Origin of the sequence: Curtobacterium sp. MWU13-2055, assembly GCF_023242305.1 — a bacterium.
In the GTDB taxonomy this organism is placed as follows: domain Bacteria; phylum Actinomycetota; class Actinomycetes; order Actinomycetales; family Microbacteriaceae; genus Curtobacterium.
Map to the genome: position 1 here is coordinate 294,283 of NZ_JALLIO010000001.1, position 26,013 is coordinate 320,295.

Genomic DNA, 26,013 nt, shown 5'->3' on the forward strand with positions numbered 1-26,013 from the left:
GGGTCGTCCGACCTACGTGACGGGAGGCGCGGTGCCAGCTGGCACCGCGCCTCCCGTCCGTTCTGTGGGGGCGCCCACGGGCCGCACCGCCGTCGTTCCGGACGTTGCGGACGACCGTCCGGACGGACCGTCACACCGCACTGCCTGGCAGGGTCCGACTGCTAGGGTCGTTACGGCGACGTTACGGGGCGTATCGTCCACCACACGCGGGCCCGACAGGGCCAGCGCCCTCCGAAAGCAGCGCCCCTCGGGCGCTCCACACCCACCAGGAGATCCATTGACCGTCAAGATCGGTATCAACGGCTTCGGCCGTATCGGCCGCAACTTCTTCCGGGCCGCCCTCGCGAAGGGCTCCGACCTCGAGATCGTGGCGGTGAACGACCTCACCGACAACGCCGCGCTGGCGAACCTGCTGAAGTTCGACTCCATCACGGGTCGTCTCGGCGTCTCCGTCGAGCTCGACGGCGACAACATCGTCGTCGACGGCAAGGCCATCAAGGTCCTCGCGGAGCGCGACCCCGCCAACCTCCCCTGGGGCGAGCTGGGCGTCGACATCGTCATCGAGTCGACCGGCTTCTTCACCAAGGCCGCCGATGCGCAGAAGCACATCGACGCGGGCGCCAAGAAGGTCATCATCTCCGCCCCGGCCACCGGTGACGACGTCACCATCGTCCTCGGCGTGAACGAGGACCAGTACGACCCGGCGAACCACAACATCATCTCGAACGCGTCCTGCACCACGAACAGCCTCGCGCCGCTCGCCAAGGTGTTCAACGACAAGTTCGGGATCGAGCGTGGCCTCATGACCACGATCCACGCCTACACCGCCGACCAGAACCTGCAGGACGGCCCGCACAAGGACCCCCGTCGTGCCCGTGCGGCCGCGCTGAACATCGTCCCGACCTCGACCGGTGCCGCCAAGGCCATCGGCCAGGTCATGCCGGAGCTCGCCGGCAAGCTCGACGGCTTCGCGCTCCGCGTCCCGGTCCCGACCGGCTCGATCACCGACCTCACCCTCGAGACCAAGTCCGAGGTCACCGTCGACGAGATCAACGCCGCGTACAAGGAGGCCGCAGAGGGCCCGCTCAAGGGCATCCTGCTCTACAGCGAGGACCCGCTGGTGTCGACCGACATCACGACGGACCCGCACTCCTCGATCTACGACTCCGGCCTGACCAAGGTCATCGGCGGTCTCGTGAAGATCACCTCGTGGTACGACAACGAGTGGGGCTACTCGAACCGTCTCGTCGACCTGACCGAGTACGTCGGCGAGCGTCTGTAACACATGGCCCTCCGCACTCTCGAGGACCTCGGCGACCTCGCCGGCAAGCGCGTCGTCGTCCGTTGTGACCTGAACGTCCCGCTCAAGGACGGCACGATCACGGACGACGGCCGCGTGCGGGCGTCCCTGACGACCCTCAACACCCTCATCACCGCCGGCGCGCGCGTCATCGTGATCTCCCACCTGGGCCGCCCCGACGGGGAACCCAAGCCGGAGTTCTCGCTCGCGCCGGTCGGCCAGCGGCTCTCCGAGCTGCTCGGCAAAGAGGTCACGTTCGTCGGCGAGACCGTCGGCGACGAGGCGACCGCAGCCGCCGAGGCCCTCGAGGACGGCGACGTCCTGCTGCTCGAGAACCTCCGGTTCAACCCGGAGGAGACCTCGAAGGACGCTGCCGCGCGCTCCGCGTTCGCGGACCGCATCGCGGCACTCGGTGACGCCTTCGTCTCCGACGGCTTCGGTGTCGTGCACCGCAAGCAGGCCTCGGTCTACGAACTCGCGTCCGCGCTGCCCAGCGCAGCCGGTTCGCTCATCGAGACCGAACTGCGGGTGCTCGAGCGCCTGACCTCCTCGCCGGAACGGCCGTACACGGTCGTGCTCGGTGGCTCGAAGGTCAGCGACAAGCTCGGCGTCATCGACCACATCCTGCCCAAGGTCGACACGCTGTGCATCGGCGGCGGCATGCTCTTCACCTTCCTCGCGGCCCAGGGCCACGGAGTGGCGAAGTCGCTGCTCGAAGCCGAACAGCTCGACGTCGTCCGCGAGTACCTCTCGCGGGCGAAGGAGCTCGGCGTGACGATCGACCTGCCGACCGACGTCGTGGTGGCCTCCGGGTTCTCCGCCGACGCGGCGCACGAGACGGTGGCGGCCGACGCGATCGAGTCGTCGTCGTTCGGCCCCGACGGCATCGGCCTCGACATCGGGCCGGAGACGGCGGCGCGGTTCGCGTCGGCGGTGTCCGGTTCGAAGACGGTGTTCTGGAACGGCCCGATGGGCGTGTTCGAGTTCCCGGCCTTCGCCGCCGGCACGAAGACCGTCGCCAAGGCCCTGACCGAGGTCGACGGCCTCGGAGTCGTCGGCGGTGGCGACTCCGCCGCTGCGGTCCGCTCGCTCGGCTTCTCGGACGACCAGTTCGGGCACATCTCGACTGGTGGCGGTGCGAGCCTCGAGTTCCTCGAGGGCAAGTCGCTTCCCGGTCTCGAAGCACTGGGGTGGTCCGCATGACCCGCACGCCGTTGATCGCCGGCAACTGGAAGATGAACCTGGACCACCTCCAGGCCATCGCCACGGTCCAGAAGCTCGCGTGGACCCTGAAGGACGCCCGCCACGACTTCGACGACGTCGAGGTCGCGGTGTTCCCGCCCTTCACCGACCTGCGGAGCGTGCAGACGCTCATCTCGGCCGACAAGCTGCCGATCCACTTCGGTGCGCAGGACCTGTCGCAGTACGACTCCGGTGCCTACACCGGCGACGTCTCCGGCGCGTTCCTGTCGGCGCTCGACGCGCAGTACGTCATCGTCGGACACTCCGAGCGGCGCACGCTGCACGGTGAGACCGACGAGGTCGTCGCGGCCAAGACCGCCGCAGCCGTCAAGCACGGCCTCGTCCCGGTCGTCTGCGTCGGCGAGACCGGTGAGCAGCGCGAACAGCGCGGCGCCGGCGTCGTGCCGGTCGAGCAGCTCCGCGTCGTGCTCGACGCCGTGCAGCCGTCCGACATCGTCGTCGCCTACGAGCCCGTCTGGGCGATCGGTTCCGGCCAGGCGGCCACCGCCGAGCAGGCGCAGGACGAGTGCGCCGCGATCCGTCGCGGCATCGCTGCTGCCTGGGGCGACCAGGCCGCTGCCGACACGCGCGTCCTGTACGGCGGTTCGGTCAAGTCCGGCAACATCGCCGGGTTCCTCCGTGAGCCCGACATCGACGGCGCCCTCGTCGGCGGCGCATCCCTCGACGTGCAGGAGTTCGCGGCGATCGCCCGGTTCCGCCAGCACGTCGGGCTGTAGCCACACCTGTTGGCGTCGGGCTGTAGTCCGCACCACTCCCGTCCGTGTACCGGCCGTGCCCCGCGCGGCCGGTACACTGGTACGGCTGACTGACACGAAAGGTACGTCGTGGCGATACTCTCCGTCGTGCTGCAGGTCCTGCTCGCAATCACGAGCCTCCTGCTCACGCTCCTCATCCTCCTGCACAAGGGCCGCGGTGGCGGCCTCTCCGACATGTTCGGTGGCGGCGTGACGAGCAACCTCGGGGCGTCCGGCGTCGCCGAGCGCAACCTCAACCGCATCACGGTGATCCTCGGTCTGGTCTGGATCGTCTCCATCATCGTGCTCGGTCTCATCAACAAGTTCACGGCGGGGGTCTGATCCATGGCTAGCGGAGGCAGTGCAATCCGAGGGTCCCGCGTCGGCGCCGGACCGATGGGCGAACAGGACCGTGGGGTCCAGGCCGAGCGTGTGGCGATCTCGTACTGGGACGCCCTCGGCAACGAGGTCGTGCGGTACTTCGCCGCGAACCTGCCGGACGAAGAGATCCCCGAGACCGTCGATTCGCCGTCGAGCGGGCTCCCCGCCGGGCGCGACAAGGAGAACCCTCCCGTGGTCTCCAAGACGGAGCCATACAAGACGCACCTCGCGTACGTGAAGGAGCGTCGGACTGAGGAAGAGGCAGCGCAGCTCCTCGAGGACGCGCTCCAGCAGCTCCGCGAGCGTCGCGGTACCGCTGCCAAGAAGGCGTAGCGCCCACACACACTGACGAAGGCCCCCGCACCGCGATGGTGTGGGGGCCTTCGTGCGTCGTGGGGGCTCTTGGGCTCTACACGGCGCGTGTGTCCCGCCGAGGTTCCACGACATGCCGCGTGTGTCCCGCCGAGGTTCCACGGCCAGCCGGTGAGAGCGCCGACATGCCGAGATTTCGGAACCTCGGGGGCAGGGGCGCGACTACATACGGACGGGAGGCCCGGTGCCAGCTGGCACCGGGCCTCCCGTCAGGCAGGTCGCGCGACTAGTACGTCGACGCGATGAGGTTCTCGGGGACGTCGCGCGCGGCGTCCTGGTCCACGAAGAACACGGTGCGTTTGCGGCCCTGGACGCCGCCGACGGGGACGTCCTCGACGGAGGCGCCCGCCAGGGCGAGCCCGAGGACCGACGCCTTCTCGGCACCGGACAGGATGACCCACACGCGCTGCGAGGCGTTGATCACCGGGTAGGTGACCGTCAGGCGCTGCGGCGGCGGCTTGGGGGAGTCGTCGACCGACACGACGGCGCGGTCGGTCACCGTGAGCTGCGGGAACTCGGGGAAGAGCGACGCGGTGTGCCCGTCCGGGCCGACACCGAGCAGCGTGATGTCGAAGCGCGGAGCGACGGCACCCTCGTACGCGGCGTCCTGCAGCTCACGCTCGTACTGCAGCGCGGCCGCTTCGATGTCGATACCGGCGTCGGACGCGGGCATCGGGTGGATGTTCGACTCCGGGATGTCGACGTGGTCGAAGAAGTCGGTCTGCGTCCCCGTGGTGTTGCGGTCGGCGTCACCCGCCGGCACCCAGCGCTCGTCGACCCACCAGACGTGGACCTTCGACCAGTCGACGCTCTCGCGCGCCGGCGACTGGCCGATCGCGGCGAGGACGAGCGACGACACCGAGCCACCGCTGATCGCGATGTCGGCACGCTCCTGCTCGTCGAGCACGTCGATGATCTTGGTGATGAAGCGTGCGGCGACCGAAGCGCCGAGGGCCTGCTTGTCCGGGTGCACGAGCACCCGCCGTTCGTTGGTCACGTGACTCCCGTGTTCGTGGCGGCCGACCGGTCGTACGACCGCCTTCGGTCCGGTCGGGCCGCCTGCACCAGACAGGCGGCCCGACCGTTGTGGGGTGCTCAGCGGGCGATGGTCTCGCGCAGCTGGGGAACCCCGTGCTTGACGACGTCTCCGAAGAGGACGTCCGGGTCGAGTCTACGGAGTTCCTCGGCCAGGCAGTCACGCAGGTTGCGGCGTGGCAGCGACAGGTCGTGCGTGGGCTGACCGGGCATCGAGAGCGTCGCGACGTCCACCAGGGAACGCTCGAGGTCGATGGTGCCCGACTCGCGCACGAGCTTGACGCCGTGGATGCCGCTCGACCCGGTCGCACGCGGCGACGTGGTGACCGTCACCGGCACCTCGAGCTGGAGCTGCAGCCACGCGGCGAGCAGGATCGTCGACGGACTGTCCGACGCGCCCGTCACCTCGACGCCGGTGATCGGCTCGTACGGCGGCTGGTCGAGCGCCGCGGCGAGCTGGTTCCGCCACAGGGTCAGTCGGGTCCACGCGAAGTCGGTGTCGCCCGGAACGTACGAGGCACCGAGGGCCTCGATCGCGCCGTTCGGGTCCTTCTGCGCGGCGGCGTCGGTGATCCGGCGCTGGGCGATGCGGCCCAGTGCCGAGGCCGACGGCTGCGACGGCGCGGTCTGCGGCCACCAGGCCACGACCGGGGCGTCCGGCAGGAGCAGGCCCGTGACCAGGCTCTCCTCGTCGGTCGCGGTCTCGCCGTAGGCGCGGAGGACGATGACCTCACTGGCGCCCGCGTCGCTGCCCACGCGGATCTGTGCGTCGAGACGGCCGGGCGACTTCGTGTCGCCGTCGTTCTTCGACACGATGATCACGCGCATCGGGTGCTCGCGGGACGCCTCGTTCGCCGCCTCGATCGCCTCTTCCTCGTGGCCGAGGGCCGTCGAGATGATCAGCGTCAGGACACGACCGAGGGCGACGGCGCCGCCCTCCTCGCGGATGTGGACGAGCTTCTTCTGGATCTTCGAGACCGTGGTGTTCGGCAGGTCGATCTTCATGGACGCCTCCAGGTCCGGCCGTCGCGGGCGAGCAGGGCATCGGCGGACGCCGGACCCCACGTGCCGGGACGGTACTGCTCGGGCTGGCCCTGCGTGGCCCAGAACTCCTCGATCGGGTCGAGGATCTTCCAGGACAGCTCGACCTCCTGGTGCCGCGGGAACAGTGGCGGGTCGCCGAGGAGCACGTCGAGGATGAGTCGCTCGTACGCCTCGGGGGATGCCTCGGTGAAGGCGTGGCCGTAGCCGAAGTCCATCGTCACGTCGCGCACCTGGGTGCCGACGCCGGGGACCTTCGAGCCGAACCGGAGCGTGACGCCCTCGTCCGGCTGGACGCGGATCACGAGCGCGTTCTGACCGAGGGGGGACTGCGAGTTGCCGTAGACGTCCTCGGGGACGCGCTTGAAGACGATCGCGATCTCGGTCACACGGCGCCCGAGCCGCTTGCCGGCGCGCAGGTAGAACGGGACGCCCTGCCAGCGACGGGTCGCGATGTCGAGCTTGATCGCCGCGTACGTCTCGGTGCCGGACTCGGGGTTCATCCCGGCTTCGTCGAGGAAGCCGAGCACCTTCTCGCCGCCCTGCCAGCCGCCGGCGTACTGTCCTCGCGCCGTGGCGGTCGACAGGTCCTCGGGCAACCGCACGGCGGACAGCACCTTCTCCTTCTCGGCGCGCAGGTCGGCGGCCTTGAACGAGACGGGCTCCTCCATCGCGGTGAGCGCGAGGAGCTGCAGCAGGTGGTTCTGGATGACGTCGCGCGCAGCGCCGATGCCGTCGTAGTACGCGGCACGTCCGGCGACGCCGATGTCCTCGGCCATCGTGATCTGCACGTGGTCGACGTAGTTCGAGTTCCAGATGGGTTCGTACATCTGGTTCGCGAACCGGAGCGTCAGCAGGTTCTGGACGGTCTCCTTGCCGAGGTAGTGGTCGATGCGGAACACGTCGTCGGGCGCGAAGACGCTCTCGACGATCGCGTTCAGCTCGCGCGCGGTGCGGAGGTCGGAGCCGAACGGCTTCTCGACGACCACGCGGCTCCACGAGCCCTCGCGCTTCGCGGTGAGGCCGGACAGCTTCAGCTGCTCGGTCACCACCGGGAACATCTTCGGCGGGATGGACAGGTAGAACGCGTGGTTGCCCAGCGTCCCGCGCTCGGCGTCCAGGTCGTCGACGGTCTGCTTGAGCTGCAGGAACGCCTCGGGGTCGTCGAACGAGCCCTGGACGAAGCGGATGCCCTGTTCGAGCTGACGCCAGACGTCCTCGTCGAACGGGGTGCGGGAGTGCTCCTTGACGGCGTCGTGCACGAGCTGGGAGAAGTCTTGGTCCTCCCAGTCGCGACGGGCGAAGCCGACGAGCGCGAACCCCGGGGGCAGGAGCCCCCGGTTGGCCAGGTCGTAGACCGCCGGCATCAGCTTCTTGCGTGACAGGTCGCCCGTCACGCCGAAGATGATGAGCGTGCTCGGTCCCGCGATCCGGTTCAGTCGACGATCCGTCGGCAGCCGGAGCGGGTTGTGCTCCGGGGTGATTGCCACCGGTGACATGAGTCGGTGAACTCCTTACGAGTCAGTGGGAGACGGCGGAGGCGATGGCCGCGGTGGCGGCGCGCACGTCCGACGTCGTGAGGGTGAGGACCGGGCGGCCGTGCTGCGCGAGGACACTCGCGTCACCGGCTGCCTGGGCCTGGAGGAGCTGGCCGAACGTGAACGGCCGGCCCGGGATCGCCAGGTCGTCCGGTTCGTCCGCCACGATCTGCAGGAACACTCCCGTGGCGGGTCCGCCCTTGTGGTACTGCCCGGTCGAGTGCAGGAACCGCGGGCCGTACCCGAAGGTGACCGGCCGACGCGTGCGCGCCGCCAGGGCGTCGCGGAGCGTCTCGAGGTCACGGTTCGTGGTGCGGTCGACGTACGCCTGCACCGCCACGTAGCCGGTGGCGTCCAGTCCGGACAGGAGGCCCGTCACGGCTTCTGCGAGCGTCGTCCCGACCGGCAGTCCGGGCGTCGCGGAGACGGCGATGCCGTCCTCGGCGAACGCGGGTTCCGCAGGCGCGGGACGGTCGTCGAGCAGCGCACGGGTCGCGACCTTGGCGGCCTCGACGTCGGGCTGGTCGAACGGGTCGATGCCGAGCAACCGCCCGGCGACCGCGACGGCGTACTCCCAGACGAGGATCTGACCACCGAGCGTCCCAGTGATCTCGACCTCGCCCTCGGCGACGTGGCGCTCGTCCTCGCGCGAACCGACCAGGCGGATGACCTGGACGTCCGGCAGGGCTGCGGAGACCTCGGGGGAGTCGGCGTGCAGCACGACGGGCAGCAGACCACGTCCGCTCTTGCCGGTCGACTCCGCGATCAGCTGCTCCACCCAGTCGCCGAACCCGACGATGTGGGTGCCGTCCGGCACGATGGCGATCTTGTCGCGCAGCGGGTCGGTGCCGGCGAGGACCGCACCGAGCACGAGCCCGGGGTTCTCGTCGAGGTCGACCGACAGCAGCGCGGAGATGGCGTCGGCCTCGTCCAGCAGCTCGGCGATGTCCGCTCCGGCGAGACCGGAGGGCACCAGCCCGAACGCGGTGAGCGCCGAGTAGCGGCCGCCGACGGTCGGGTCGGCGGTGAAGACCCGGTAGCCGGCGTCGATCGCGGCGGCCTCGAGCGCGGAGCCCGGGTCGGTGACGACGACGATGCGGCCGGTGGGGTCGATGCCCGCGTCGCGGAACGCCTGCTCGTAGACGCGGCGCTGGGAGTCGGTCTCGAGCGTGGAGCCGGACTTCGACGAGACGACGAGCACGGTGCGCTCGAGGTCCGTCGTGACGGCGGCGCGGACCTGCGCGGGATCGGTCGAGTCGAGCACCGTCAGCGGGACGCCGGCGGTGCGCGTGATGACCTCCGGCGCGAGCGACGAGCCGCCCATGCCGGCGAGGACGACGTGGTCGACCCCTTCGGCACGGAGCGACTCGCGCAGCGCGGCGATCTGGGCGACGAGCGGGCGGGAGACCGAGACGGCCTCCACCCAGCCGAGGCGCTTGGACGCCTCGGCCTCGGTGTCCGGTCCCCACAGCTCGGGGTCCTGGGCGGTGATGCCCGAGGCCACCAGGTCAGCGACGAGCCGCGGGACCACCGAGTCGATGGCCCGCGCGGCATCGCCGCTGGCAGCGATGGAAACCGTCACTACTTGGCGCCCTCGAGCGCGGTCTTCACGGTGTCGACGAGCTCGCCCCACGAGACGTTGAACTTGTCCACGCCCTCCTTCTCGAGCAGCGCGACGACGTCGTCGTAGTCGATGCCCTGCGCGGCGAGCTGGTCGAGGACCTGCTGCGCGGCGTCGAAGGTGCCGGCGATGGCGTCGCCGTGGATCTCACCGTGGTCGAACGTGGCGTCGAGCGTCTTGCCCGGCATCGTGTTCACGGTGTTCGGGGCGGCGAGCTCGGTCACGTAGAGCGTGTCGGGCAGCGACGGGTCCTTGACGCCGGTCGAGGCCCAGAGCGGACGCTGCGTGTTCGCACCGGCCTCGAGCAGGCCGAGGGCGCGCTCGGAGGCGAACGCCTCGGTCCAGACCTGGTAGGCGAGCTGCGCGTTGGCGATGCCGGCCTTCGACTTCAGGGCCTTGGCCTCGTCGGTGCCGACGGCGTCCAGGCGCTTGTCGATCTCGGAGTCGACGCGCGACACGAAGAACGAGGCGACCGAGTGGATCTTCGACAGGTCGTGACCGGCGGCCTTGGCCTTCTCGAGCCCACCGAGGTAGGCGTCGATGACGGCGCGGTAGCGCTCGAGCGAGAAGATCAGGGTGACGTTGACGGAGATTCCCGCGCCGATGACCTCGGTGATGGCCTCGAGGCCCTCGACCGTTGCCGGGATCTTGATGAGGACGTTCTCGCGACCGACCTTCTCGAACAGGAACTTGGCCTGCTCGATGGTCTTGGCGGTCTCGTGGGCGAGGCCCGGCTCGACCTCGATCGAGACGCGGCCGTCGAAGCCCTTGGACTCGTCGTAGATCGGCTTGAAGACGTCGGACGCGTTGGCGACGTCCTGCGTGGTGATCTCGAAGATCGCCTCGGTCACGTCGGTGCCGGCGGCGGCCAGCTCCTTGACCTGGGCGTCGTAGCGCTCGCCCTTGGCGAGGGCCGACGCGAAGATCGTCGGGTTGGTGGTCACGCCGACGACGTTCTTCTGCGCGATGAGGTCGGTGAGCTTGCCGGTCTCGAGGAGCTCGCGGGACAGGTCGTCGAGCCAGATGCTCACGCCGACCGCGGAGAGGGCGGCAGTGGGGGTGTTCTCAGCCATGTGTTTCTCTTCTTTCCTTCATCGGCCTGATGGCCGGGGTCTGGGGGACCGGGGGCGCGTGGCGGAGCCGAACCGCGCCTCCCGGCAGAAGGGCCGGATCCGGCGAACCGGACCCGGCCCCTGCGGGTCAGGAAGCCGCGATGGATTCCTTCGCGGCGGCCACGACGTGTTCCGTCGTGAAGCCGAACTCCTTGAAGAGCGTCTGGTAGTCGGCCGAGGCACCGAAGTGCTCGATCGAGACGCTGCGGCCCTTGTCGCCGACGATGTCGCGCCAGCTCATGGCGATGCCGGCCTCGACCGACACGCGAGCGGTGACGTCCTTCGGGAGCACCTGGTCCTGGTAGTTCTCGGACTGGGCGCGGAACCACTCGATGGACGGTGCGCTCACGACGCGGGCGTTGATGCCCTCGCCCTTGAGCTGCTCACGGGCCTCGACGGCGATCTGCACCTCGGAACCGGTCGCGATGAGGATCACGTCCGGGGTGCCGTTCGGCGCCTCGGCCAGGATGTACGCACCCTTGGCGACGTTCTTCGCCGAGGCGAAGACCTCACCGGAGGCGTCGCCCTCGCCACGCTCGAACACCGGCAGGTTCTGACGGCTCAGCGCGATGCCGGCCGGGCGGTCGGTGTGCTTGAGCATCTCGAGCCAGGCGTACGCGACCTCGTTGGCGTCGGCGGGGCGGACCACGTCGAGACCCGGGATCGCACGGAGCGACGAGACCTGCTCGATCGGCTGGTGCGTCGGGCCGTCCTCGCCGAGGGCGACGGAGTCGTGGGTCCAGACGTAGATCGCCGGGGCGCCCATGAGCGCGGCGAGACGGACCGCCGGACGCATGTAGTCGCTGAAGATCAGGAACGTGCCGCCGAAGGGGCGGGTGTTCCCGTGCAGGACGATGCCGTTGAGGATCGAGCCCATGGCGTGCTCGCGGATGCCGAAGTGCAGCACGCGGCCGTACGGGTCGGTGCTCCACGTCGACGTCGAGGCCTCGGCCGGACCGAAGGACTTGGCGCCCTCGATCGTGGTGAGGTTCGACTCGGCGAGGTCGGCCGAGCCACCCCAGAACTCGGGCATCAGCGGCGCGATGGCGTTGATGACCTTGCCGGAGGCGGCACGGGTCGAGACGGCCTTGTCGGTCGGGAAGACCGGCAGTGCTGCCTCGAGGTCCGCGGGGAGCTCCTTGGCGTTGACGCGGTCGAACAGCGCCTTCTTGTCGGCGTTGGCAGCAGCCCACGCGTCGAAGGTCTTCTGCCACTCGGCGTGCTGCGCCTGGCCCTTGGCGACGGCGCCGCGGGTGTGCTCGAGGACCTCGGGGGCGACCTCGAAGGTCTTCGCGGTGTCGAAGCCGAGGACCTCCTTGAGGCCCTTGATCTCGTCGGCGCCGAGCGCCGAACCGTGGATCTTGCCGGAGTTCTGCTTGGTCGGCGACGGCCAGCCGATGATCGTCTTGAGGACGATGAGCGACGGCTTGTCGGTGACCTGCTGGGCGGCCTCGATCGCGGCGTGGAGCTCCACGGCGTCCTCGGAGTACTCGCCGGTCTTCTTCCAGTCGACGATCTGGACGTGCCAGCCGAGCGCCTCGTAGCGCTCGGGGACGCTCTCCGAGAACGCGATGTCGGTGTTGTCCTCGATCGAGATCTGGTTCGAGTCGTAGAACGCGATCAGGTTGCCGAGCTGCTGACGGCCGGCGAGCGAGCCAGCCTCGTTCGTCACGCCCTCCTGCATGTCACCGTCACCGGCGATCACGTAGGTGAAGTGGTCGAACGGCGACTGGCCGGCCGGGGTCTCCGGGTCGAACAGGCCGCGCTCGAAGCGCTGGGCGTAGGCGAAGCCGACCGAGGACGCGAGGCCCTGGCCGAGCGGGCCGGTGGTGATCTCGACACCGTCGGTGTGGCCGTACTCCGGGTGACCCGGGGTCTTCGAGCCCCACTTGCGCAGGTGCTGCAGGTCGTCGAGCTCGAGGCCGTAGCCGTGCAGGTAGAACTGCACGTACTGCAGGATCGAGGCGTGACCGGCGGAGAGGATGAAGCGGTCGCGGCCGATCCAGGTGGAGTCGCTCGGGTCGCGACGCATCACCTTCTGGAAGAGCAGGTGTGCGAGCGGCGCGAGGCTCATCGCGGTGCCGGGGTGACCGTTGCCGGCGGCCTCGACCGAGTCGGCGGCGAGAACGCGGGCCGTATCGACGGCCTTCCGGTCGATGGCGTCCCAGGTGAATTCAGCCACTTGGATGTTGACCCTTCTTGATGCGACATGTGCGAGGGCTCGTGCCATCGCACGGACATGTGGCCATCCCGGGGCCGAGTCGTGTCGCCGTCTAGCGGCGGCCGACCGGCTCATCGCGGCCGACGTCATCGGGGCGCGCACTGCGGGAGGGCAGGTCCAGCATAGTGACCAGCCACTCAGAAGGGGTTCAGGTGACGCCCGATGTTCACGAGTCGGGTCACCCGGGCCCTCGTCCGCCGGGCGTGTCGTGCTCCGCGGCCCGTCGTTCTGCACGGGATGGGGGAGCGGGGCATCATCGCGGCGCTTCCATCACGTAAACTGTCGACGACCCGTGGACATTCCGGGTCAGCGCATGCCCGGACGCCGCCGCAGTCGTCCACCGAGTGTGCGAGCTGATGCGAACAGACTGAGGTTCCCTTGCCGACTGCCACCGTGACCAGGCCCGACACCGATCGACCCCGATCGACGCTGTCCCGCAAGGTCCGTGCGTACGTCTCGTTGACCAAGCCGCGGGTCATGGAGCTGCTGCTCGTGACCACCGCGCCGACCATGTTCCTGGCCGAGCGTGGCGTGCCGGACCTCTGGCTCGTGTTCTGGACGATGCTGGGCGGGGCGATGTCCGCCGGCTCGGCGTCGGCCTTCAACTGCTACATCGACCGTGACATCGACCGCCTGATGAAGCGGACGAGCACCCGGCCGCTGGTGACCGGTGAGCTCTCGGACCGCGAAGCCCTCGTGTTCTCGTGGATCCTCGGCGTCCTGTCGACCGCGGTGCTCGGGTTCCTGGTGAACTGGCTCGCCGCGGCCCTGAGCGTCATCGCGATCCTCATCTACGTGTTCGTCTACACGCTGTGGCTCAAGCGCCGCACCCCGCAGAACATCGTGTGGGGCGGCTCGGCCGGCTGCATGCCCGTGCTCATCGGCTGGGCGGGTGTCACCGGCTCGCTCACCTGGGCCCCGGTCATCCTCTTCATGGTGATCTTCCTCTGGACGCCGCCGCACTACTGGCCGCTGTCGATGAAGTACCGCGACGACTACGACGCCGCCGACGTCCCGATGCTCGCCGTGGTCCGCGGTCGCACCGTCGTCGGCCTGCAGGTCGTGCTGTACGCCTGGGCGACGCTCGTCTGCTCGCTCCTGCTCATCCCCGTTGCGCACATGGGCCCGCTGTACACCGTGGTCGCGCTGGCCGGCGGCATCTGGTTCGTCGTCGAGTCGCACCGGCTGTACTCGCGGGCGATCCAGCACGTCGAGCACGTTCAGCCGATGCGCGTGTTCCACAGCTCGATCACGTACCTGACGCTGCTCTTCATCGCCGTGGGCATCGACCCGCTGCTGCCGCAGGTCTTCACCTTCTAAGCACTGCGCGGCGCCACTGGGCGACGTCGTACGACGAACTCGATGTCGTACGACGTCGCCTTCGTCGTCGGTGCGCGTGCGCGACGGTTGCGGGCGCGGGGTTGCGACGTCCTCGACGTCGCACGACGTCGAGGACGTCGTTGCGGGTCAGTGCGCGATCTGGCGCGGCTGTGGACGTGCCCACCAGGCGGCCGGGAGGCGCGGGGCGGGGCCGCCACGGGCCTCCCGGCCGCCGGGTGCCTGCCTGGGCGCGGGGCGCACGCGTGGCCCGGGATGCGTGTGCAACGAACGACACCCCACGAGTCGATCGACTCGTGGGGTGTCGCAGAACGGGTGTGGCGCGTGCGACGCGCCCGGGCGTCAGGCGGCGTCGAGTGGTTCCCGCACGGCCTCGCGACCGGCGCTGGCGCGCGTGGCGAGGACGACCGCCGTGGTGGCTCCGACGAGCAGCCCGGCGAGCACCATGTGCGTGCCCACCAGCCCGACGGGCAGGCCGGTGCGGGCCTGGGTCAGACCGACGGCGATCTGCAGGAACTCGACGACGAGCAGCAACAGCGCCCACTTGCTCGAGATCCGCAGTCGGACGGCGCCGACGACGAGCACGAGGGTCAGCGCGAACAGGGCGTACGCGGGCCAGGCGTGCACGTGCTCCATGACCGCGGGGTCGAAGCCCGTGCGGTGCAGCATCCCGCCGTCGACGGCCTCGTCGGCACCGGCGTGCGGGCCGCTGCCGGTCGTCAGGATGCCGACGAGCACGGTGACCACGACGGCGGCGACGGTGCCGCGGACGACGCCGGTGTACCAGCCGGGCACGAGGCGGTGGCTGGTGCGCGGGCCGTGCACCGTCCGGTAGACCAGGGCCGCGGTGACCGAGGTCAGGGCGGCGGACACGACGAAGTGCAGCCCGACGACGAACGGGTTGAGGTTCGTGAGCACGCTGAGCCCGCCGATGACGGCCTGGACCGGGATAGCGACGCCCTGAGCGAACGCGAGCCAGAACAGTTCGGGGCGCGTGCGGAGCATCCGGACGACCGCCAGGAACATCGCGATCGCCACGATGACGAGCACGAAGGTGAGCAGTCGGTTGCCGAACTCGATGATCCCGTGGATGCCCATCTCGGGCGTGGAGACGAGCGAATCGGCCGTGCACTTGGGCCAGGTGGGGCATCCGAGGCCCGACGCGGTCAGCCGGACGAGGCCGCCGGTGCCGATCAACACGACCTCGACCACGAACGAGGCCCACGCCAGCGCGATGACCCGGCGGTCGACGACCCGGGGGAGCGACCACCACCGTGCGGTCCGGAGATCCTGGTCGACGGGGGGTCCGACGCGAGTCACGAGGGTGGTGCCTTCCTGTTGTTCCGTGCAGTGAACCTGTAGGATTCGAGGGTTCAGCAGCAGTCAAGTCTAGGCAGGCGCCGGCTCCGAATGGGCCGAGATCGCCGATCGATCCAGGGACTGCGTGGAACCATTGTCGTTGCGAGGGAGCAGCACCGTGTCCGCCTGTCGGCGGTCTGCGGTGGAATGGCGTCCAGACGCCACGGGTTCACACCTGAAGACGCTGCCCCGCGAGAAGGAAACGAGGAGACCATGTCCGACGTGCTCATCGACCGTCCCGAGCTCGAAGGGCTCGGGCAATACGAGTTCGGCTGGTCCGACTCCGACTCGGCCGGGGCCTCGGCCCGCCGTGGGGTCTCGGACGAGGTCGTCACCGACATCTCGAACCTCAAGCACGAGCCCGAGTGGATGCTCAAGAACCGGCTCAAGGGCCTGCAGCTCTTCGGCCGCAAGCCGATGCCGACGTGGGGTGCCGACCTGACGGGCATCGACTTCGACAACATCAAGTACTTCGTGCGCTCGACCGAGAAGCAGGCGCAGTCGTGGGAGGACCTCCCCGAGGACATCCGCGCGACCTACGAGAAGCTCGGCATCCCCGAGGCCGAGCGCCAGCGCCTCGTCGCCGGTGTCGCCGCGCAGTACGAGTCCGAGGTCGTGTACCACCAGATCCGTGAGGACCTGGAGCAGCAGGGTGTCATCTTCATGGACACCGACACCGCGCTCCGCGAGCACCCCGAGCTCTTCCAGGAGTACTTCGGCACCGTGATCCCGGCCGGCGACAACAAGTTCGCCGCGCTGAACACGGCCGTGTGGTCCGGCGGCTCGTTCGTCTACGTCCCCAAGGGCGTCCACGTCGAGATCCCGCTGCAGGCCTACTTCCGGATCAACACCGAGAACATGGGCCAGTTCGAGCGGACGCTGATCATCGCGGACGAGGACTCCTACGTCCACTACATCGAGGGCTGCACCGCCCCGATCTACAAGTCGGACTCGCTGCACTCGGCCGTCGTCGAGATCATCGTGAAGAAGAACGCCCGCGTTCGGTACACGACGATCCAGAACTGGTCGAACAACGTCTACAACCTCGTGACCAAGCGTGCGATCGCGCACGAGGGCGCCACGATGGAGTGGATCGACGGCAACATCGGCTCCAAGGTGACGATGAAGTACCCGTCGATCTACCTCGCCGGTGAGCACGCCAAGGGCGAGACCCTGTCCGTCGCGTTCGCCGGCCCCGGCCAGCACCAGGACGCCGGCGCGAAGATGATCCACATGGCGCCGTACACGACGTCGTCGATCGTCTCGAAGTCGATCGCCCGTGGCGGCGGTCGTGCGGGCTACCGCGGCGAGGTTCGGGTCGACCCGGCGGCGCACCACGCGGCGAACACCGTGCGGTGCGACGCGCTGCTCGTCGACACGATCAGCCGGAGCGACACGTACCCGGCGATCGACATCCGCGTCGACGACGTCCAGCTCGGGCACGAGGCCACGGTCTCGCGCGTGAGCGAGGAGCAGCTCTTCTACCTGATGTCCCGCGGCATGGCCGAGGACGAAGCGATGGCGATGATCGTCCGTGGCTTCATCGAGCCGATCGCCCGCGAGCTCCCGATGGAGTACGCGCTCGAACTCAACAAGCTCATCGAGATGAGCATGGAAGGATCCGTCGGCTAGATGTCCAGCACCACCCCTCCCCACATCGACCAGCCGATCGAGCCCGCGGCACCCGCCCAGGGTGCCGAACAGCACGGCGCCGGAGCCCACTCCGACGGCGGCTGGGACGCCCCGGACAAGAAGATCCCGGTCCAGACCCGCTCCGAGCGGTTCCAGTCCGGCGACCTCGAGGCGTTCCCGACCGTCACCGGCCGCGAGGTGAACTGGAAGTTCGCGCCCCTGGCGAAGCTCCAGCCGCTCCTCGACGGTGGTCTCGACGGATCCGCCTACCGGTTCCTCGCCCGCCAGTCCGACGGTGCCGACGTCGAGTGGGGTCGCAGCGACGACCCCCGCGTCGGGACCGCCGGTCTGCCCGAGGACCGTGCAGCGGCCGCTGCGTGGACCGCGCGCGACGCCGTCCTCGCCGTCACCGTCAAGGCAACCGAGGCGCACGAGTTCATCACCATCACGCGTTCCGACTTCGGCACGCAGCCCCGCGCGGCGCACACGGTCATCACGGCCGAGCCGCACGCCCAGGGCATCGTCGTGCTCGACAACCGCGGCAGCGCACTGCTCAGCGAGAACATCGAGATCGTCGTGCAGGACGGCGCGCGCCTGACCGTCGTCAGCCTGCAGGACTGGGACGACGACGCGGTGCACGTCTCGACGCACTTCGCCGAGGTCGGCCGCGACGCCTTCCTGAAGCACGTCGTGGTCTCGCTCGGCGGCGACGTCATCCGGGTCAACCCCTCGACGCACCTCGGTGCGCAGGGCGCCGACACCGAGATGTACGGCGTGTGCTTCGCCGACGCCGGTCAGTACATCGAGCAGCAGGTCTACGTGAACCACGACGCGCCGAACACGCGCGGTCGGGTCAACTACAAGGGCGCGCTGCAGGGCAAGGGCGCGCACACCGTGTGGATCGGTGACGTGCTCATCGGTCGCGCCGGTGACGGCACCGACTCGTACGAGCAGAACCGCAACCTCGTGCTGACCGACGGCACCCGTGCCGACAGCATCCCGAACCTCGAGATCGAGACGGGCAACATCGAGGGCGCCGGCCACGCGAGTGCGACCGGTCGCTTCGACGACGAGCAGCTGTTCTACCTGCAGGCCCGCGGCATCCCCGAGGAAGAAGCGCGTCGTCTCGTCGTGCTCGGCTTCCTGGTCGAGGTCATCCAGAAGATCGGCGCGCCCGAGCTCGAGGAACGACTCATCGCCGCGGTCGAGCAAGAGCTCGCCGAGGGACGCTCGGTGATCGTCGCGCCGGCGGAGGCCGACGCCTGATGCCCACGAAGGTCTGCGCGGAGTCCGAGATCGCGGTGGACAGCCCCATGCGCGCCGTCGTCGACGGCACCGCGGTGGCCATCGTGAAGGACTCGTCCGGCACCGTGCACGCCATCGGCGACACCTGCACCCACGGGGACATCTCGCTGGCCGAGGGCTTCATCGAGGGCGACACGCTCGAGTGCTGGGCCCACGGCTCCCGCTTCTCGCTCGCCACGGGGAAGCCGCAGAACTTCCCGGCGTACGAGCCCGTCCCGGTGTTCCGGGTCGAGGTGCGCGAGGGCGACGTCTACGTCGACGTGCACGACCCCGTGCCCGTCGACTGACACCGCCTCCCGGCCCCCACACTTTCCGCGGCCCGTCCGCGACACGACAGAAAACCGAAGGAACCCAAGCAATGTCCACTCTGGAAATCCGCGACCTCCAGGTCTCGATCGACACCGATCAGGGCACCAAGGAGATCCTCAAGGGTGTCGACCTCACGATCAACGAGGGCGAGATCCACGCGATCATGGGGCCGAACGGCTCCGGCAAGTCCACGCTGGCGTACACGATCGCCGGGCACCCCCGGTACAACGTCGTCGGTGGCTCGATCACCCTCGACGGCGAGGACGTCCTCGCGATGAGCGTCGACGAGCGCGCCCGTGCCGGCATGTTCCTGGCGATGCAGTACCCGGTCGAGATCCCCGGCGTGACGGTGTCGAACTTCCTCCGCACCGCCAAGACGGCGATCGACGGCGAGGCCCCGGCCCTGCGCGGCTGGATCAAGGAGCTCCGCCAGTCGATGGCCGACCTCAAGATGGACTCGTCGTTCGCCGAGCGCAACGTCAACGAGGGCTTCTCCGGCGGCGAGAAGAAGCGCCACGAGATCATGCAGCTCGAGCTCCTCAAGCCCCGCTTCGCCGTGCTCGACGAGACCGACTCCGGCCTCGACGTCGACGCGCTGAAGATCGTGTCCGAGGGCGTGAACCGCGCCAAGGCCGCGACCGGCCTCGGCGTGCTGCTCATCACGCACTACACGCGCATCCTCCGCTACATCAAGCCGGACTTCGTGCACGTGTTCGTCGCGGGCAAGGTCGCCGAGCAGGGTGGCCCGGAGCTCGCCGACCGCCTCGAGAACGAGGGCTACGACCGCTACGTGCAGGCCGCGGCGGCGTCCGCCGCAGAGGCGCAGGCCTGATGATCGCGGCACTCGCCCCGGAGAAGTTCGACGAGGTCGTCGAGGGCCTGAAGGAGGTCCAGGACCCGGAGCTCGGCGTCAACATCGTCGACCTCGGCCTGATCTACGACCTGGCCTGGGACGACGAGGCCTCGGCGCTCGTGATCAGCATGACGCTGACGAGTGCCGGCTGCCCGCTCACCGACGTCATCGAGGGCGACACCGCGAACGCCCTCGACGGCATCGTGGACGCCTTCCGCATCAACTGGGTCTGGATGCCGCCGTGGGGTCCGGAACGGATCACCGACGACGGGCGCGAGATGATGCGCGCGCTCGGGTTCGCGATCTAGTCGCGACCACACCGCAGACGGGAGGCCCGGTGCCAGCTGGCACCGGGCCTCCCGTCTGTCCGTGGTCGCGCCGCGCGCGGGGCGCGACACGCCGCTCACGTTCGCCGAGTGGTCACGTTCTGTCGGCCGACCGCGCTCCGGGCGACGGAAGGTGACCACTCGGCGTCCGGCTGGCGGGGAGTCGTGACCGACCCACGGCCCGCCGCCCCGCACGCAGCGGACGCAGAACGGCCCCGCACCGATCGGTGCGGGGCCGTTGTCGTGCGCGCGTCAGCGGCGGCCGAGCGCCTTCCACGCGAGCGGCACGATGCCCGCGGCGATGAGCGCCTTCGCGATCCCACCGACGATGAACGGGTACAGGCCGGCGGCGAGCACCGACTGCACGTCGTTCGGTGCGCCGAGCTGCCCGAGCACGACCGCCAGGTACGGCAGTCCGGTCACGAACGGGATGGCGCTCGCGAGCAGCATCGCGACGGCTGCACGCCCGAAGTGCCGGTCCCAGTTGCGGCGGGCCAGCCAACCGACGACGCCCGCGGCGGGGATGAACCCGATGACGTAGCCGAAGCTCGGCACGGCCAGGGCCTGCAGGCCGCCGGTCATGTCGGCGAAGAACGGCGCACCCGCCAGGCCGGCGACGGCGTAGACGAGCAGCGAGAGCATGCCGCGGCGGGCACCCAGGGTCGCGCCGACGAGGACGACGGCGAGCGTCTGCCCGGTGATCGGGACCGGCCACATCGGGACCTCGAGCTGTGCCATCGCAGCGGTGAACAGGGCTCCGCCGGCGACGAGGGCGGCGTTCGTGGCCAGCCCGTGCGTCCGCAGACGGTCGGCGAGGACTGCGCGGGGAGCGAACCCGGTGGCGTTCGTCATGGATTCTCCTAGAATGGACTGCTGGTCCCGTTCGGAACCATCGGTCCCGTCAGCGTAGCGGTGCACCTCACGCACACGTCGTTGTGCAAACCCACCAACTGATTGGACGTCCACTGTGCTTGCCGTGCACGAACTCGAGATCCGCGTCGGAGCTCGTCTCCTCATGGAAGACGTGTCCTTCCGTGTCGAGAAGGGCGAGAAGATCGGACTCGTCGGCCGCAACGGCGCGGGGAAGACGACGATGACCAAGGCCCTCGCGGGCGAGACGCAGCCGAACGGCGGCACGATCGACCGCGGTGGTGAGATCGGCTACCTGCCGCAGGACCCGCGCTCCGGCGACCCGGAGGAGACCGCACGCAAGCGCATCCTCGACGCCCGCGGGCTCGGTGAGCTCGTGGAGGGCATCCGCCTCGCCACGCTCGACATGGCGAGCGAGGACACCGCCGTCGCCGAGAAGGCGATGCGCCGGTACAGCCGACTCGACGACCAGTTCAACGCGCTCGGCGGCTACGCGGCCGAGGCCGAGGCGGCGTCGATCGCGTCGAACCTCAAGCTGCCGGACCGCATCCTCGACCAGCAGCTCAAGACCCTGTCCGGTGGTCAGCGTCGTCGCATCGAGCTCGCGCGGATCTTGTTCTCGGACGCCGAGACGATGATCCTCGACGAGCCCACGAACCACCTCGACGCCGACTCGGTCGTGTGGCTGCGCGAGCACCTGAAGACCTACCCCGGGGGCGTCATCATCATCTCCCACGACGTCGAACTCGTGGAAGAGGTCGTCAACCGCGTGTTCTACCTCGACGCCAACCGCCAGACCATCGACATCTACAACATGGGCTGGAAGCTCTACCAGCGGCAGCGCGTCGCCGACGAGGAGCGTCGTCGCAAGGAGCGCGCCGGCGCCGAGAAGAAGGCCGCCACGCTCAAGGACCAGGCCGCCCGGTTCGGGGCGAAGGCCTCGAAGGCCGCCGCTGCGCACCAGATGGTCGCGCGTGCCGACAAGCTGCTCGCTGGTCTCGAGGACGAGCGCGTCGCCGACCGGGTCGCCAAGATCCGCTTCCCCACGCCGGCCCCGTGCGGCCGCACGCCGCTCATGGCCGAGGGGCTGTCGAAGTCCTACGGGTCGCTCGAGATCTTCGCGGGCGTCGACCTGGCGATCGACCGCGGTTCGCGCGTCGTCATCCTCGGGTTCAACGGTGCCGGCAAGACGACGCTGCTCCGGATCCTCGCGGGTGCCGACCTGCCCGACACCGGTGAGATCCAGCCCGGCCACGGTCTGCGCATCGGGTACTACGCGCAGGAGCACGAGAACATCGACATCAACCGCACCGTGATCGAGAACATGGTGTCGGCGTCGACCGACCTCAACGAGACCGAGGCCCGTCGCGTGCTCGGTTCGTTCCTGTTCACCGGGGACGACGGCTACAAGAAGGCCGGGGTCCTGTCCGGCGGTGAGAAGACGCGTCTGTCGCTCGCGATGATCGTCGTCTCGGGCGCGAACGTGCTGCTGCTCGACGAACCGACGAACAACCTGGACCCGGCGTCGCGCGAGGAGATCCTGAACGCCCTCGCCGGGTTCGAGGGCGCCGTCGTCCTGGTGTCGCACGACGCCGGTGCCGTGGAGGCGCTCAACCCCGAGCGCGTGCTGCTCCTGCCGGACGGCACCGAGGACCACTGGAACAAGGACTACGCGGAGCTCATCGAGCTCGCCTAGCGGGCGGTCACGACACCCCGCTCAGGTTCGCCGAGTGGTCACCATGTGTCGTCGCCGTCGCCGGCGAGCGACGGTTCGTGACCGCTCGGCGGCACGCGTGCGAGCGCGTCGTGACCAGCGGCCGGGCGGCGTGTGGTGGTCGACGTGACCGTAGGACGGACGGGAGGCCCGTGGCGACGCCGCCACGGGCCTCCCGTCCGCTGTCCCGTCGGTCAAGGCAACCCGCTCACGTCCGCCGAGTGGTCACCACGTGTCGTCACCGGCGTCGACGGGCGACGGCTGGTGACCGCGCGGCGGCGCGCCCGCGGCGAGCGGCCCGGCGCAGCGCGTCAGCGGCGGGACGCGATCAGGTCGTCCTCGATCTCGGCGTCGGTCTTCGGCTTGGCGTCCTTGCGGCGCTGCCGCTCCTGGGCGCGCTCGCGTTCCTCCGGGTCGTCCTGGTTGAGGTTCCGGTACTCCTGCACCATGACGTACGCCAGGAACCCGAAGCCGCCGGCCGCGAACAGGAACCACTGGATGAAGTAGCTCAGGTGCAGGCCGGTGTCGGCGGTGGGACGCTCCCAGCCGAGCGGGCGTGCCTCGGTCGGGGCGGGGGACTCGGAGGCGAGCTCGCCGTACGCACCCGTCCAGATGGGGGTGTCGACCTTCTTCGCGACGTCGGCCAGCGTCACCGACTGCACCTGGTCCGTGTGCGCGGGGTCGGTACGGCCGGGGATCCGGGGCTCGCTCTGCTGCAGCCGGACGATCGCCGTGACCTCGCCCGACGGGGGAGCGGGCACGTGGTCGGGGGCGTCCTGCGCGTTGCCGGTGGGGACCCAGCCGCGGTCGACGATGAACGCGCGGCCGTCGTCGGTGACCAGGGGGGTGAGGACCTCGAAGCCGGGCTGGCCGTTGTGCACGCGGTTGCGGACGAGCAGCTGCGCGTCGATGTCGTAGCGGCCGGTCACGGAGACGCGGAGCCACTCCTGCTCGTCCTGCCAGCTCGACGCCGTCGGCAGCGCCTGGTCGAGGGGGACCGGGGTGTGGTCGTAGTTCTGGGCGACCTGCTCGTTCTGGCGCACCGCTTCGTTGCGGCGGTCCCACTGCCACATGCCGAACAGCGCGCACACGATCGCGAAGGCCACGGCGATCGCGAAGTACCCGAGCCAGCGGCGACTGCGGACGAAGTGCCAGCCGACGAAGGGCTCGTCCGGGTCCTGAGTGGGGCGTTCGTCGTCCGGCACGGAGCGACGGGCGTGGTCGGCGGCGCGTTGCAGCTTGGCAGCGTGCTTCCGGCCGTACCGGGAGTGCGGGTCGAAGTCGTCGGTCATCGACCGGTGCCGGTGGAGCGCACCCCGACGTCGTTCTTCGGCGACGAGGCGGGGTCGCGTTCGTCGTCGAGCCGGTCGACGTCCTCGTGCATGCCGGTGACGCGCACCGGGAAGGTGCGGGACCGCAGGTAGTCGGCGAGGAAGTCGCGGTGCTCCTCGCACGCGGCCCAGATCTTCACGCGGTCGGCGGAGTGGATCCGGGGGTTGCGCCAGTTCACCCGCCACGCTGCCGTGTTGGAGCAGCCGGCTCGGGAGCAGACGGGGGTCGAGCCCGGTTCGGTGTGCAGGTCGAAGGTCGCGCCCATCAGCGGGGTCCCCGCATCTTCGAGCGGTCGCCGTTGCGCTGCCACTCGTCCTGCGCGTGCTGGGCCTGCTGCCGGAGGCGGTCCTGCTCGTCGCGGTAGGCCTGGGCCCGGTCCTCTTCCTGCTGCTCGCGGAGGCCCGGGTCGACCGCGTCGTAGAGCTGCATCGCACCCGCGGGCGAGATCATGTCGCTCTCAGTCCGACTGCCGGCGTTCGCGACGATCACGGCGACCCAGGGGATCACGGCGGCGAGGACGATCGGCACGACGGCGATCCAGGAGTGCCAGATGGAGTAGACGAGCACGGCCACGACGAAGAGGACGACGCGGATGGCCATCTGCCACACGTAGCGGGACAGGCGGTGCGCCCGGTCCAGCTCCGGCGAATCCGGGAGCGTGGTGATGCTGGTGTGCGTGCTCTTCATACAGATGGTCTCCGTCTACCCGTGGTCCAGCCTAAGCCTCCGGGGCCGATCGTGGGTGCGCCGCGCGCGAACGGGCTGCGGTGCTGGCTCCGCTACGCTCGTCCGGGCGTGTCCGCCGACCCGTCGGCGCGACACGACCGCACACCACCACCGAACGGAGCGACCATGAGCACCCCCCGTACCGTCCTGATCACCGGCGGCAACCGCGGCATCGGCCACGCCCTCGCCGAGCGTTTCGTCGCCGCCGGGCACCGCGTCGCGGTCACGTCGCGCAGCGGACAGGGCGGACCCGAAGGGGCCCTCACCGTGCAGGCCGACATCACCGACACGGCCTCGGTGGACGCCGCCTTCACGCAGGTCGAGGCCGAGCTCGGACCGATCGAGGTGCTCGTGGCCAACGCCGGGATCACGAACGACCAGCTGCTGCTCCGCATGTCCGAGGACGACTTCACGAGCGTCGTCGACACCAACCTGACCGGCACGTTCCGGGTCGTGAAGCGCGCGACCAAGGGCATGATGAAGGCGAAGTTCGGTCGCATCGTGCTCATGTCGAGCGTTGTCGGCGCCTACGGCCAGATCGGCCAGGTCAACTACGCGTCGTCGAAGGCCGCCCTGGTCGGCATGGCCCGGTCGATCACCCGTGAGCTCGGCTCGCGTGGCATCACCGCCAACGTCGTCGCGCCCGGGTTCATCCAGACCGACATGACGGCCGCGCTGTCCGACGAGCTGCAGGCCGAGTTCAAGAAGGCGATCCCGGCGGCCCGGTACGGCACGGTCGACGACGTCGCCGACGCCACGCTGTTCCTGGCGAGCGACGGGGCCGGCTACGTCTCCGGCGCGATCATCCCGGTCGACGGCGGCCTCGGCATGGGCCACTAGCCAGCCTGCGCGTCGTTTCGTGCTCAGCGACGGTTCACGGGTGCTCGCGCACGCGAGGTGTCGCTGAGCGCGAAGAACCGGACGGTCCGCTCAGCCGCGCAGGCCGAGCGTCGCGAGCACGGCGGACAGGTCGCGGTCCACGACGGCGACGTCCGCCTGCTCCCGCACGCGCGGCTTCGCGTCGAACGCCACCGACAGGGCGGCGACGCGCATCATCTCGAGGTCGTTCGCCCCGTCGCCGATCGCGACGGTGCGGACCACGTCCACGCCGTCGGCCTCGGCCCACTCGCGCAGGGCGACGGCCTTGGCGTGCGCGTCCACGACGTCGCCGAGCACACGTCCGGTCAGCACGCCGTCGGCCACCTCGAGCCGGTTCGCCCGGCAGTGGTCGAGACCGAGCTGCTCGGCGAACGGGTCGAGGACCTCGTGGAACCCGCCGGACACGACGCCGACGGTCCCACCGGCGGCGTGCACGCCGCGGACGAGTTGGTCGGCACCCCGCGTCACGCGGACCGCCTGCTGTGCGCGTCGGAAGACGTCGACCGGGAGGCCCGCCAGGGTCGCGACACGCTCCCGGAGGCTCTCGGCGAAGTCGATCTCCCCGCGCATGGCGCGCTCCGTGATCGCCGCGACCTGTGGCCGGGTCCCGGCGGTGTCCGCGAGGAGTTCGATCACCTCGTCCTCGAGGAGGGTGGAATCGGCATCGAGGACGACGAGGAAGCGGGGCACGGACCAACGGTACCGACAGACGGAGGCACGGCCCGCGTCCATGACGCGAGCCGTGCCTCCTG

At 69.7% G+C, this 26,013-nt stretch carries 25 protein-coding genes; 13 read left to right on the forward strand and 12 right to left on the reverse strand.

From position 1 onward, the window contains the following. Positions 1 to 277 precede the first annotated feature (277 nt). The 5 genes from gap (at position 278) to M4960_RS01315 (ending at position 4,011) form a co-directional block, all read left to right on the forward strand. Positions 278 to 1,282: a type I glyceraldehyde-3-phosphate dehydrogenase gene (gene gap / locus M4960_RS01295; protein ID WP_111083958.1), complete on the forward strand. Its 1,005-nt coding sequence runs from the start codon at positions 278 to 280 to the stop codon at positions 1,280 to 1,282. 3 nt (positions 1,283 to 1,285) lie between these two features. Beyond that, positions 1,286 to 2,503: a phosphoglycerate kinase gene (gene pgk / locus M4960_RS01300; protein WP_248703278.1), complete on the forward strand. Its 1,218-nt coding sequence runs from the start codon at positions 1,286 to 1,288 to the stop codon at positions 2,501 to 2,503. After that, positions 2,500 to 3,279: a triose-phosphate isomerase gene (gene tpiA, locus M4960_RS01305; RefSeq protein WP_111084168.1), complete on the forward strand. Its 780-nt coding sequence runs from the start codon at positions 2,500 to 2,502 to the stop codon at positions 3,277 to 3,279. Before pgk ends, tpiA begins: the two co-directional genes overlap by 4 nt. Positions 3,280 to 3,387: 108 nt before the next feature. After that, complete coding sequence (gene secG / locus M4960_RS01310) at positions 3,388 to 3,639, forward strand: preprotein translocase subunit SecG (protein ID WP_017887256.1); 252 nt, start codon at positions 3,388 to 3,390, stop codon at positions 3,637 to 3,639. A gap of 3 nt (positions 3,640 to 3,642) precedes the next feature. Further along, positions 3,643 to 4,011 (forward strand): RNA polymerase-binding protein RbpA, encoded by a 369-nt coding sequence (locus M4960_RS01315; RefSeq protein WP_027465686.1) that lies wholly within the window; start codon positions 3,643 to 3,645, stop codon positions 4,009 to 4,011. A 265-nt stretch (positions 4,012 to 4,276) separates the two neighbouring features. Here M4960_RS01315 and pgl read toward each other — a convergent pair whose 3' ends face one another. The 6 genes from pgl to tkt all read right to left on the reverse strand — a co-directional run bounded on the left by pgl (position 4,277) and on the right by tkt (position 12,579). Further along, positions 4,277 to 5,047, reverse strand: a complete 771-nt coding sequence (gene pgl / locus M4960_RS01320) for a 6-phosphogluconolactonase (RefSeq protein WP_111083960.1) — start codon at positions 5,045 to 5,047, stop codon at positions 4,277 to 4,279. Positions 5,048 to 5,145: 98 nt separating this feature from the next. Beyond that, a complete protein-coding gene (locus M4960_RS01325; protein WP_111083961.1) occupies positions 5,146 to 6,090 on the reverse strand; it encodes a glucose-6-phosphate dehydrogenase assembly protein OpcA in 945 nt (314 codons plus the stop codon). Then, positions 6,087 to 7,625 (reverse strand): glucose-6-phosphate dehydrogenase, encoded by a 1,539-nt coding sequence (zwf, locus tag M4960_RS01330; protein ID WP_111083962.1) that lies wholly within the window; start codon positions 7,623 to 7,625, stop codon positions 6,087 to 6,089. Before zwf ends, M4960_RS01325 begins: the two co-directional genes overlap by 4 nt. A 22-nt stretch (positions 7,626 to 7,647) precedes the next feature. Next, positions 7,648 to 9,246 (reverse strand): glucose-6-phosphate isomerase, encoded by a 1,599-nt coding sequence (locus M4960_RS01335; protein ID WP_248703279.1) that lies wholly within the window; start codon positions 9,244 to 9,246, stop codon positions 7,648 to 7,650. Further along, entirely contained in the window at positions 9,246 to 10,358 is a 1,113-nt protein-coding gene (tal, locus tag M4960_RS01340; protein WP_123937848.1) for a transaldolase, read from the reverse strand. The genes M4960_RS01335 and tal overlap by 1 nt, the downstream gene beginning before the upstream one ends. Positions 10,359 to 10,485: 127 nt before the next feature. Next, positions 10,486 to 12,579 (reverse strand): transketolase, encoded by a 2,094-nt coding sequence (gene tkt / locus M4960_RS01345; protein WP_248703280.1) that lies wholly within the window; start codon positions 12,577 to 12,579, stop codon positions 10,486 to 10,488. Positions 12,580 to 13,011: 432 nt separating this feature from the next. Here tkt and M4960_RS01350 point away from each other — a divergent pair, with 432 nt between their 5' ends. Beyond that, positions 13,012 to 13,938 (forward strand): heme o synthase, encoded by a 927-nt coding sequence (locus tag M4960_RS01350; protein ID WP_111083966.1) that lies wholly within the window; start codon positions 13,012 to 13,014, stop codon positions 13,936 to 13,938. Between the two features lie 360 nt (positions 13,939 to 14,298). Here M4960_RS01350 and M4960_RS01355 read toward each other — a convergent pair whose 3' ends face one another. Next, a complete protein-coding gene (locus tag M4960_RS01355) occupies positions 14,299 to 15,276 on the reverse strand; it encodes a heme A synthase (RefSeq protein WP_248703281.1) in 978 nt (325 codons plus the stop codon). 252 nt (positions 15,277 to 15,528) lie between these two features. Here M4960_RS01355 and sufB point away from each other — a divergent pair, with 252 nt between their 5' ends. The 5 genes from sufB (at position 15,529) to M4960_RS01380 (ending at position 19,722) form a co-directional block, all read left to right on the forward strand. Further along, positions 15,529 to 16,947, forward strand: a complete 1,419-nt coding sequence (gene sufB, locus M4960_RS01360) for a Fe-S cluster assembly protein SufB (protein ID WP_111083968.1) — start codon at positions 15,529 to 15,531, stop codon at positions 16,945 to 16,947. Continuing rightward, entirely contained in the window at positions 16,948 to 18,213 is a 1,266-nt protein-coding gene (gene sufD / locus M4960_RS01365; RefSeq protein WP_248703282.1) for a Fe-S cluster assembly protein SufD, read from the forward strand. Next, positions 18,213 to 18,539 carry a non-heme iron oxygenase ferredoxin subunit gene (locus M4960_RS01370; RefSeq protein WP_111083970.1) on the forward strand — a complete coding sequence of 109 codons (327 nt, stop codon included), beginning with the start codon at positions 18,213 to 18,215 and terminating at the stop codon, positions 18,537 to 18,539. The genes sufD and M4960_RS01370 overlap by 1 nt, the downstream gene beginning before the upstream one ends. A 71-nt stretch (positions 18,540 to 18,610) precedes the next feature. Further along, the gene (gene sufC / locus M4960_RS01375; RefSeq protein WP_111083971.1) at positions 18,611 to 19,393 is read left to right on the forward strand and encodes a Fe-S cluster assembly ATPase SufC; all 783 of its coding nucleotides are present in this window, start codon (positions 18,611 to 18,613) and stop codon (positions 19,391 to 19,393) included. Beyond that, positions 19,393 to 19,722, forward strand: coding sequence for a metal-sulfur cluster assembly factor (locus tag M4960_RS01380; protein WP_111083972.1), 330 nt, complete (start codon positions 19,393 to 19,395; stop codon positions 19,720 to 19,722). Before sufC ends, M4960_RS01380 begins: the two co-directional genes overlap by 1 nt. A gap of 270 nt (positions 19,723 to 19,992) precedes the next feature. Here the strand turns inward: M4960_RS01380 and M4960_RS01385 are convergent, their stop codons facing one another. Continuing rightward, positions 19,993 to 20,592, reverse strand: coding sequence for a biotin transporter BioY (locus tag M4960_RS01385; RefSeq protein ID WP_248703283.1), 600 nt, complete (start codon positions 20,590 to 20,592; stop codon positions 19,993 to 19,995). 115 nt (positions 20,593 to 20,707) lie between these two features. On the opposite strand from M4960_RS01385, the gene M4960_RS01390 reads away from it, so the two are divergent. Continuing rightward, positions 20,708 to 22,306, forward strand: a complete 1,599-nt coding sequence (locus M4960_RS01390) for an ABC-F family ATP-binding cassette domain-containing protein (protein ID WP_123294378.1) — start codon at positions 20,708 to 20,710, stop codon at positions 22,304 to 22,306. A 329-nt stretch (positions 22,307 to 22,635) separates the two neighbouring features. Here M4960_RS01390 and M4960_RS01395 read toward each other — a convergent pair whose 3' ends face one another. The 3 genes from M4960_RS01395 to M4960_RS01405 are packed head-to-tail and all read right to left on the reverse strand — an operon-like array spanning position 22,636 to position 24,343. After that, positions 22,636 to 23,616 (reverse strand): SURF1 family protein, encoded by a 981-nt coding sequence (locus M4960_RS01395; protein ID WP_131880192.1) that lies wholly within the window; start codon positions 23,614 to 23,616, stop codon positions 22,636 to 22,638. Continuing rightward, positions 23,613 to 23,921, reverse strand: a complete 309-nt coding sequence (locus tag M4960_RS01400) for a hypothetical protein (protein ID WP_374114431.1) — start codon at positions 23,919 to 23,921, stop codon at positions 23,613 to 23,615. Before M4960_RS01400 ends, M4960_RS01395 begins: the two co-directional genes overlap by 4 nt. Next, positions 23,921 to 24,343 (reverse strand): DUF3099 domain-containing protein, encoded by a 423-nt coding sequence (locus M4960_RS01405; RefSeq protein WP_248703284.1) that lies wholly within the window; start codon positions 24,341 to 24,343, stop codon positions 23,921 to 23,923. Before M4960_RS01405 ends, M4960_RS01400 begins: the two co-directional genes overlap by 1 nt. Before the next feature lie 165 nt (positions 24,344 to 24,508). On the opposite strand from M4960_RS01405, the gene fabG reads away from it, so the two are divergent. Next, positions 24,509 to 25,222, forward strand: a complete 714-nt coding sequence (gene fabG, locus M4960_RS01410; protein ID WP_027465673.1) for a 3-oxoacyl-ACP reductase FabG — start codon at positions 24,509 to 24,511, stop codon at positions 25,220 to 25,222. Between the two features lie 90 nt (positions 25,223 to 25,312). Here fabG and serB read toward each other — a convergent pair whose 3' ends face one another. Continuing rightward, on the reverse strand, positions 25,313 to 25,951 hold the full coding sequence (gene serB / locus M4960_RS01415; protein ID WP_333925945.1) for a phosphoserine phosphatase SerB: 639 nt from the start codon (positions 25,949 to 25,951) through the stop codon (positions 25,313 to 25,315). Between the last annotated feature and the right edge of the window lie 62 nt (positions 25,952 to 26,013).